Source organism: Blautia sp. Sow4_E7, from assembly GCF_052116245.1.
Classification (GTDB): Bacteria; Bacillota; Clostridia; order Lachnospirales; family Lachnospiraceae; genus Blautia_A.
Window position 1 is genome coordinate 1 of record NZ_JBQKLL010000062.1, and the last position, 8606, is coordinate 8606.

Sequence of the window (8606 nt, forward strand, 5' to 3'; positions counted from 1 at the left end):
CTCTGGGGAGGGAAACTCCCCAGTCTGCTAACATAAACAAAGACAGAAAACTGAACAATCTACTGACAGGCGATGAAATCACATCAGTGACAGCTCATGAAGTCACTAACAAATATATTCGTTAATTGAATATACTATAAAAGAAAATTCATTAAAGAATAAAGTTACAGATATAGCTGCATTATGGCATCCAATAAAAAACAAAAATTTAGCACCAGAAATGGTTTCCGTTGCGTCTTCAAAAAGAGTATGGTGGTTGGGAAAATGTGGACATGAATGGCAAAGTTCTGTAGCATATGAAGTTTCAAGTGGAAAATGTCCATATTGTTCAGGAAAAAGGATATTAAAAGGTTTTAATGATCTTGCTTCACAAAAACCTGCAATTGCGAAACAATGGAATTATTTAAAAAATTGTGATGTAAAACCAGATGAAGTAACTGTAGGAAGTGGAAAACGAGTTTGGTGGATATGTGAAAACGGGCATGAATGGCAGGCAACAATTGCTTCAAGAACAAGAGATAAGCAAAACTGCGGATGCCCGATATGTAGTAATCGTCAGGTTTTAGTGGGATATAATGATATTACTACTGATATTGAACTTTTAAAAGACTGGGATTATGAGAAAAATGAAATGTCACCCCACAAGGTTAGTATAAGTACTGAGAAGAAATACTATTGGAAGTGTCATACATGTGGATATCAATGGCTTGATAAAGTAACTAGTCAACATCAGGGAAAAGGTTGCCCTTGCTGTAATAAAAAGAAGCGCGCCAAAACAGTGCAAAGAACTTATATACAAAAGGCAGGTGGGTCACTTGCTGAATTATATCCACAACTACTTTCTGAGTGGGAGTGGGAACTAAATGGAAATCTTAGTCCATATGAAATTGTTCCGGGATATGGTAAGCATGTTTGGTGGAGATGCGAAATTTGTGGAAATAAATGGCGGGCTACAGGAATTATGCGAACTAGATCCAATCATCCTACCGGTTGTCCTGTATGCGGCAGAATCAAACAGGCAAAAGCACGGCAGATCACACTTTTAAAAAGTGGAGTAAAGCCGCTAAGTGAAACTCATCCAGATCTGGTATCTGAGTGGATTTATGATAAAAATAAAGGCTTACAACCAGAGCTTATTACTGCTGGTTCTGGGAAAGAAATTTGGTGGAAATGTAAGAAGTGCGGAAATGAATGGAAAGTCCCTGTATGTGAGCGTACACGTGGGCGAGGAAAATGCAAACAGTGCAGCAAGAATTATAATGGCTAAAAAGTTGTAACTGTCTAAATTAGTGACCTACATTCGTATAACCAAATTCTAAAAATACTTATATATAAGGAGAATCTTAAAACTATGGAAAATTACAAGTTTTCAACCCTGGAATACAAGCGCCCTGACCTGGAAGCGCGGCGTGTGCAGCTTGATGCGTGGAAAGATGCAGTAGAGCATGCCAAAGATTATGATGCACTGCGTGGGCTTCTCTTTGAGATAGACCGCGGAACCTGCGAGCTTTCCACACAGTATTCTATTGCGCACATCCGCCACACTCTTGATACCAGGGACGAATTTTATGAAGCAGAGATAGAATATCTGCAAAACACGCTGCCTACACTTACGGGACAGGAGGTTGCACTCAGCGAGGCTATTGCCTCCAGTCCTTTCCGTGCAGATATCGAGAAAGAGTTTGGTGCGCAGTATTTTGTTTCCATGGATTTACAGAAGAAGCTGTTTTGCGAGGCGAATATTTCGCTGCGCCAGCAGGAGAGCCGCCTGACTAACGAATATCAGAAGATCATGGCGACTGCCGAGATTTCTTTTGATGGCAAGACACTGAACCTCTATGGTGTGCAGAAATATTTCGAACATCCCGACCGTGAGGTGCGGGCGGCTGCTGTTAAGGCGTATTCGAAATTCTATGAGGAAAATGAGTCCCGCCTGGAGGAAATCTGGGATGAGCTGATCCGTATCCGCAACCAGATGGGCAAGAATCTTGGTTATGAGAATTACATCCCTGTGGGCTATCTGGAACAGGGACGTACAGACTACGGCGAAAAGGAAGTTGCATCCTTCCGTGAGCAGGTACGTACTGTCCTTGTGCCATTGTGCCAGAAACTCTATGATGCACAGGCAAAGCGGCTTGGTATCGATCATGTTATGTGGTGCGACGAGAAAATGGTGTTCCCGGACGGTAACGCCGAGCCAGCGGGAGACGATGCCTTCATGATGAAAACCGCACAGAAAATGTATCACGAGATCAGCCCGGAGACTGGCGAATTTATAGATTTTATGATCGACCACGAGATGATGGATTTGCAAAATAAGCCCGGCAAGGCATCTACTGGCTACATGACCAGTCTGCCAAGCCTGAAAGCGCCTTTTGTATTTTCCTGTTTCAACCACACGATTTTTGATATGCAGGTGCTGACACATGAATTAGGTCACGCCTTCGCTGGATATATGGCCATGCGTAGCCAGCCAATCTCAGACTATTACAGCGAATCCACTGACATAGCAGAAATTCATTCTATGTCTATGGAGCAGTTCGCTTATCCCTATGCCGAGTGGTTTTTCGGAGACCAGGCGGATAAATTCCGCTTTGCGCATTTGCAGGAGGCACTGACCTTTGTGCCTTTCGGTGTAGCGGTAGATGAGTTCCAGTACATTTGCTATGCCAATCCCCAGCTGACACCAAAGGAGCGGACCTATCAGTGGCATCTCCTTGAGGAAAAATATATGCCATGGCGCCGCTATGAGAACGATGACTTTATGGAGCGCGGCGGATACTGGTACCACAAGCTGCACATTTATCTCTATCCGTTCTACTATATCAACTACACACTCACTACTATGGGCGCGATGGAATTCAAGAAGAAATATGCCGAGGACAAAAAGGCCGCATGGGAGGACTATCTGAAGCTTTGCAAAACCGGCGGCAGCCGCAGCTATCTGGAAACGTTACGCTATGCGAATCTGTCCAATCCATTTGAGCCCGGCTCTGTCCAGCGCGCCTGCGGCTACGCGGAAGAGATTCTGCTGGAGCAGATCGCAAAGCAGGGGCAGTAAACCATTTATAAACTATTGTAAATCCTTAAAACACTGTTTATAATAAAAACCTGGGACATCCTTCAGAAAATATACTCTGGAGGATGTCTTTTTCAAAAAATATGGCCACTCAGAAAGGAAGACGTTTATTCCAATGAAAAACAATTGTTTATACACCACAATCCCCTATGTAACCAAAAAAGTCTCCCGGATTTTTGCAGGGACAGCATTTCCGCCAATTCAAAATGGCGGGGACGGAACCGCTGTTTTTGAGGCGGCACTGGAAAATGGGATCAATGCATTTGACACAGCCCGGGCTTATGGCGGGGCGGAGAAATCTCTTGGAAACTGGCTGGAAAAAAGCGGGAAAAGAGAGGAAGTAGTGATATTAAGCAAGTGTGGCCATCCCGATTTTTTATGGCGAAAAAGAGTAAACGAAAAAGCCATGCGCAAAGATCTGGAAAAGTCACTGGAAGAATTGAAAACGGATTATATCGATATTTATCTGCTTCACAGGGACGATCCAGGGACAGATGTGGCAGTGCCGGTGGAAGTTTTTAATGCCATGTACGCAGAAGGAAAAATAGGTGCATTTGGTGGTTCCAACTGGACACATACCAGAATTGAGGAAGCAAACGAATATGCCTATAAGCACAATCTGATCCCATTTTCCGTTTCAAGCCCTAATTTTGGTCTGGCGCGCCAGCTCCGTGATCCCTGGGGCGGCGGCTGTGTAACCATATCCGGTCCAGAAAATGAAGCGGCAAGAGCCTGGTATGCCAAAAACCAAATGCCAGTCATCGCTTATTCTTCTCTTGGAAGAGGGCTTTTTTCCGGGAAAATGAAAAGCACAGAGACTGCCAATATGAAAAATTTCCTTGATGCGCCTGCAATAAAAGCTTATGCCAGCGAAGATAATTTCGAACGTCTGAGAAGATGTGAGCTTCTGGCGGAAAAACATCATGCATCTGTGCCGCAGATTGCAATGAGCTGGATCTTTGCCCAGCCGCTGAATACCTTTGCAGCAGCCAGCATGTCCAGATCCCAGCGGATGACAGCAAATGTGGAAGCTCTCCAGATTGAACTGTCAGCGGAAGAGGCAGCGTATCTTGATCTGAAATAAAATTTAAGCAAGTTGTTTTATTGCGTTATTTTTGCGAAAAAAGGCGTTTAAAATGAGATTTTGTAGATTTTCTCATCGTATATTTGATATAATGTAAAAAAACTTTGGGAGAGCATTACGATGAGGAGAAAACAGTTTCAGTTAAAGAACTACGTTGTTGCGACCAGTGTGTTCATCGCCGCAGTTGTGGTGGGAATTCTGATCTTTTTTACCTGCGTACAGCGGGCGGTGGAGGTAAACTCCCGGGAGATCATGATGGCAGACGTATCCAGACAGAGTGAACACATGAGGACCATTCTGGATATTCATTATCAGTATTTGAATGAGATCGCGTCGGAGATGGGAAAGTCGGATCAGCTTTTTTCCGAAGAAAATAAAGAACGGCTGGTTTCCCTGTACGAACAGACGGAGCTTGAGCGGATGGCACTGATCGACAATGCAGGAAATGCCTACTATGACAATGGCGTGACCAAGAATGTGGCACACAGAAGGTATTTTCAGGAGGCCATCCATGGGCAGCAGACCATAAGTGATCCCCTGCAGAGCAGTGTGGACAAGGAAATCCGTGTGGTGCTGGGAGTGCCGGTATACCAGGAGGATCAGATCATCGGTGTGTTAGGCGGTTCCCTGAATGTGGGAGCTCTCAGCCATCTGCTTTTCGCAGATCTGTTTGGCGGGGAGGGAAGCAGTGCCATTGTGACAAGTGAAGGGGATATTATCGCATTTGACAGCGGCAACGCCTCAGACAGAGGAATTACATATGGAACCAACCTGTTTGAATATTACAATGAGAAGAATCTGAAAGAGGAGCATACCTTAGAATCCCTTCAGACAGAATTTGCAGAAGGGAACACCGGTCTGGTCAAGCTTTGCCTGGCAGAGCGGAAGGAGGCGGACCGTTATCTGGCCTACATGCCTCTTGGCTATAATGACTGGCTGATCTGCTATGCAGTGCCGGTAGAGGCAGCCCAGCAGGATTATGCGTTTATCAGCCGGTACGAGCTGATCTTTATGGGAACCTTCTATATTCTGGTTGCACTTCTGGTGCTGTACATTGCCCTTCGCAATAACAAGGAAAAAGCGGCTCTGGTGCGGTCAGCACAGCTGGATGCACTTACGGGCGTATATAATAAAGAGAACACCCAGAAATTTATTGACAGTATGCTGAAGATTAAGAACCAGAAAGTGCTCCATGGATTTATGATCCTGGATATGGACCATTTCAAGGAGATCAATGATACCTATGGACATGCAGTGGGAGATAAGGTGCTCCAGACCTTTGGCGGACTTTTGCAGTCCCAGTTCCGTGACCTGGATGTGGTGGGACGTATTGGGGGAGATGAATTCGTGGTGCTTCTCTATGACATTGGTACCAGAGAGATCATGGAGGCAAGGGTGAAGAGCTTCCAGGAAAAAATAAGAGCTTTGGAGATCCCGGAGCTTCAGGGGCACCGGCTTACCAGCAGTGTGGGAATTGCCTTTGCGCCCAGGGATGGAGAAACCTTTATGGAACTGTACCGGAGAGCCGACAATGCCCTTTATCAGACCAAACGGGGCGGAAGAGACGGTTATACCGTATATGAGAAGCTTCAGTAGCGCAGAAAGATAACAGAAAAATGTTCATGTAGAAGCTTGTAGTGATACCAATGTAGTAAATGGATATCATGTATTTGAGAACGGGATATTTTATATTTGTCTGCCTGAAAACGTAAGTATTTCGGGAACAGAACAAGTAACAATTATTAAAGACGTAACAAAAGAAACAGTTCCAGCAAAAGCAGTAAAAGAGATATCGGGATCTGAATGTACAGTTGATGGGACAAAGGCTAAATGGTGGATGATAACCGCTGATACAATAAATGCCAGCGCTGAAAGTGAAAATGGAGATACTGCCTCTGGTGGTTTTTCTGTAGAAGTCCGGTTGGCTACAAATGAAATGATGCAGGGCTGCAGCTGGAACTTTCAAAATTGTCTTGCAGTAAAAGCAGCTGGACAGAATGTTAGCTGGGGAGCAGCTGGAAATTTGAGCACATTATATAATAAATTTACTGATTTTTGTAATCTTGGAAAAAATAGTTTGGCTACTGCTTCTTTGGCAGAGTATGTGAAAGATGCTTATAGCAGTGAGGAGTTAGATCCATTAGGTCTCAATCTATATAATAGAGACACCAAATCTATTTTAAATATTGCAAGAGCAGAGGCTAAACTGGATGTTGATACAGAACTTCAGGATGAGGATAATGAAGCTGAGCAGCAGAATGTGAAAATTAGCCAGGCAAATGAAAAGATAACATATAATGTAACCGTAGGCAGCAGTGCTGGTGGAAGGGCTCAAAATTTTAATTATTACATTCCTATCGTATCTAAGGATTCTGTTCGTGATTCCAGTGCAATGGTAATGAATAAGGAAATTGGATTGAAATTAACTGGGAACGTTGTTATTACCAAAGTAGATTCAGTTTCGAATAGTACAACATCTAAGGCTATAACTGCGAATGAGGGAAGTACAAGTGCAAGTGATACAAATGATGAAACTGTGCAGCAGAACAATATTTTCACGGTTTATTATACAACAGATCAAAATTTGACTTCTGCGACAATTCAAGGGAATGTAAATTGGGCGGCTGCTTCTGAGAATATGGATTATGGAAAGGTTACTGCTGTAAAAATTGCAACCAACGATAATGCTGTCATTGGTACAGGGATTCCTATAAATTTAGTATGGTTTTGCAATATGATAATTCTGAGAATGATTTCGAATCCATGGCAGGATGTTCAGCAGAATGGCGTTCATTTGGCCGTTATACATATGTAAGAAATAATGTTGAAACCACCAATACTTATCCAAGTGGTGATAATATGGTTACAGCTGTATATCAGAAGGATACAACTAATGCGCCAATAACTGTTGAATTAAATACAGCTGCTGGGGCGGAAAATCCAGTAACTGCGGATTTTAATATTCCAAGGTACGCAGGAAATGGGAATCTCACATTTAAGAATGAACAGAAAATTAAAGTAAAAAAAGTAGTTGCTTATAATGGTACACAGCTTATTTCGACTGATCCTATTAATTTAACTGGTGCAGCAGCAAATAATCAGTTCCAGATAACGCATAAGATTGGAACGGGAGCGGAGGCGATTCTTACTACTTCTGAAATGGAAAACAGCTGGTCTATTGCAGCTGGAGCAGTAGTAGAAGTACAGAATAATATTTATTTTTCAAAAGTATTGACAGATGTTACAACAACACGCTATATAGACATAACTATTGGAAATGACAACATTGATTTTACATATAGGCTTCAGATAGACAGAAAGGTAGCACCGGTGGCAGTAACTGGATCTGGTGTAGCTGTAGGGGCAATCTATACGGCGCCTTCAGTTACTGGAGAGTGTGAAATAGATGAAAATTCAGCATTTACGGCATTGTATGTATTAAACAATTTCATTTCAGGAAATTACAAGGAGCAGTATCTTTCCTGGAGTGCTCAAACTGGATTTCCAAAGGGGACAACAGTTACAATGATGGAGCTTTCTTCCAAGAATGTGGTATCGAGTTATTGGTATTATAAAGCTGACGCAAATATATCGAAAATACCATTAGTGGATTTTAAACGTATGGGTGGAACTAAGAACTTCGAGTATACAGCTGAAACAGAGGGAATAATAAAGAAATACATGTTTGTAGTTGATTTTGCAAATGCTGTTGGAAAATACTGCTGGAAGTTATAAGATTACATTTGGAGTAACTGCTAAAGATTCTGCTGAAAATAGTTCCGTATCGGGAGATGAGAATGGAGTATTTAAAGAGACTTGACCGAAATACAACAGAAACAAAAACATTAAAGCTGATTTCTGATATGATTCCAGAAAGTGCGGCTAATTATTCCTTCACAGGTCAATTATATTTGGCAGATTCCAACAATGCCGAACAGCCTATGAATGGAGTTAAAGTAGGAGATTCAGTTACTATCAGTTTTAGCAAAACTGCTGAATCTAAACCATCTTTGAAGGTATCTGGAAATCAGATTGGAACGAATGCAGATTGGGTAAGTGGTCAGAAATTTAAGTTTGAAGTTGCAGAGCTTCCAGATGATAGTGTTGTTACTGTAACTGCATATTCTGGCGCAAGTGGAAATCAAAAAGCAACAGATGTGTTGTCTTCTGTAGGAGGACAGTTTGATATAACTGGAGGAACAGGAACATATAACAAGAATAACGGTAATGGCTTATTGAAATTAAGTTCTGTAGCACCACAGGGGACATATCGGCTTGTATTTGAAGTAAAGAGTAATAAGGAAACGATATTGACAGTTCCATATTACATTGGTAAGCGCCAAATATTCCTGCGGATTTTCTAATCTTCTGGATTCCTCTATAATTGTAGATGAAAGATATTTAGACTATTTCACTACAATCATGGAGGATAGGTTATGGCAG

The 8606-nt window shown here is 42.4% G+C and carries 7 protein-coding genes; all 7 read left to right on the top strand.

The window, feature by feature from the left end; all coding sequences use genetic code 11:
• Positions 1-172 precede the first annotated feature (172 nt).
• The 7 genes from ACTQ50_RS18300 to ACTQ50_RS18330 all read left to right on the top strand — a co-directional run bounded on the left by ACTQ50_RS18300 (position 173) and on the right by ACTQ50_RS18330 (position 8527).
• Positions 173-1267 (top strand): zinc-ribbon domain-containing protein, encoded by a 1095-nt coding sequence (locus ACTQ50_RS18300; RefSeq protein WP_441485380.1) that lies wholly within the window; start codon positions 173-175, stop codon positions 1265-1267.
• Positions 1268-1351: 84 nt separating this feature from the next.
• Entirely contained in the window at positions 1352-3061 is a 1710-nt protein-coding gene (locus ACTQ50_RS18305) for a M3 family oligoendopeptidase (RefSeq protein WP_441485374.1), read from the top strand.
• A gap of 133 nt (positions 3062-3194) precedes the next feature.
• A complete protein-coding gene (locus tag ACTQ50_RS18310; RefSeq protein ID WP_441485375.1) occupies positions 3195-4163 on the top strand; it encodes an aldo/keto reductase in 969 nt (322 codons plus the stop codon).
• Positions 4164-4283: 120 nt separating this feature from the next.
• The gene (locus ACTQ50_RS18315) at positions 4284-5759 is read left to right on the top strand and encodes a diguanylate cyclase (RefSeq protein WP_441485376.1); all 1476 of its coding nucleotides are present in this window, start codon (positions 4284-4286) and stop codon (positions 5757-5759) included.
• Positions 5760-6000: 241 nt separating this feature from the next.
• A complete protein-coding gene (locus ACTQ50_RS18320) occupies positions 6001-6978 on the top strand; it encodes a hypothetical protein (protein WP_441485377.1) in 978 nt (325 codons plus the stop codon).
• Between the two features lie 44 nt (positions 6979-7022).
• Entirely contained in the window at positions 7023-7898 is an 876-nt protein-coding gene (locus tag ACTQ50_RS18325) for a hypothetical protein (RefSeq protein ID WP_441485378.1), read from the top strand.
• A gap of 62 nt (positions 7899-7960) precedes the next feature.
• Positions 7961-8527, top strand: coding sequence for a hypothetical protein (locus ACTQ50_RS18330; protein WP_441485379.1), 567 nt, complete (start codon positions 7961-7963; stop codon positions 8525-8527).
• Positions 8528-8606 lie beyond the last annotated feature (79 nt).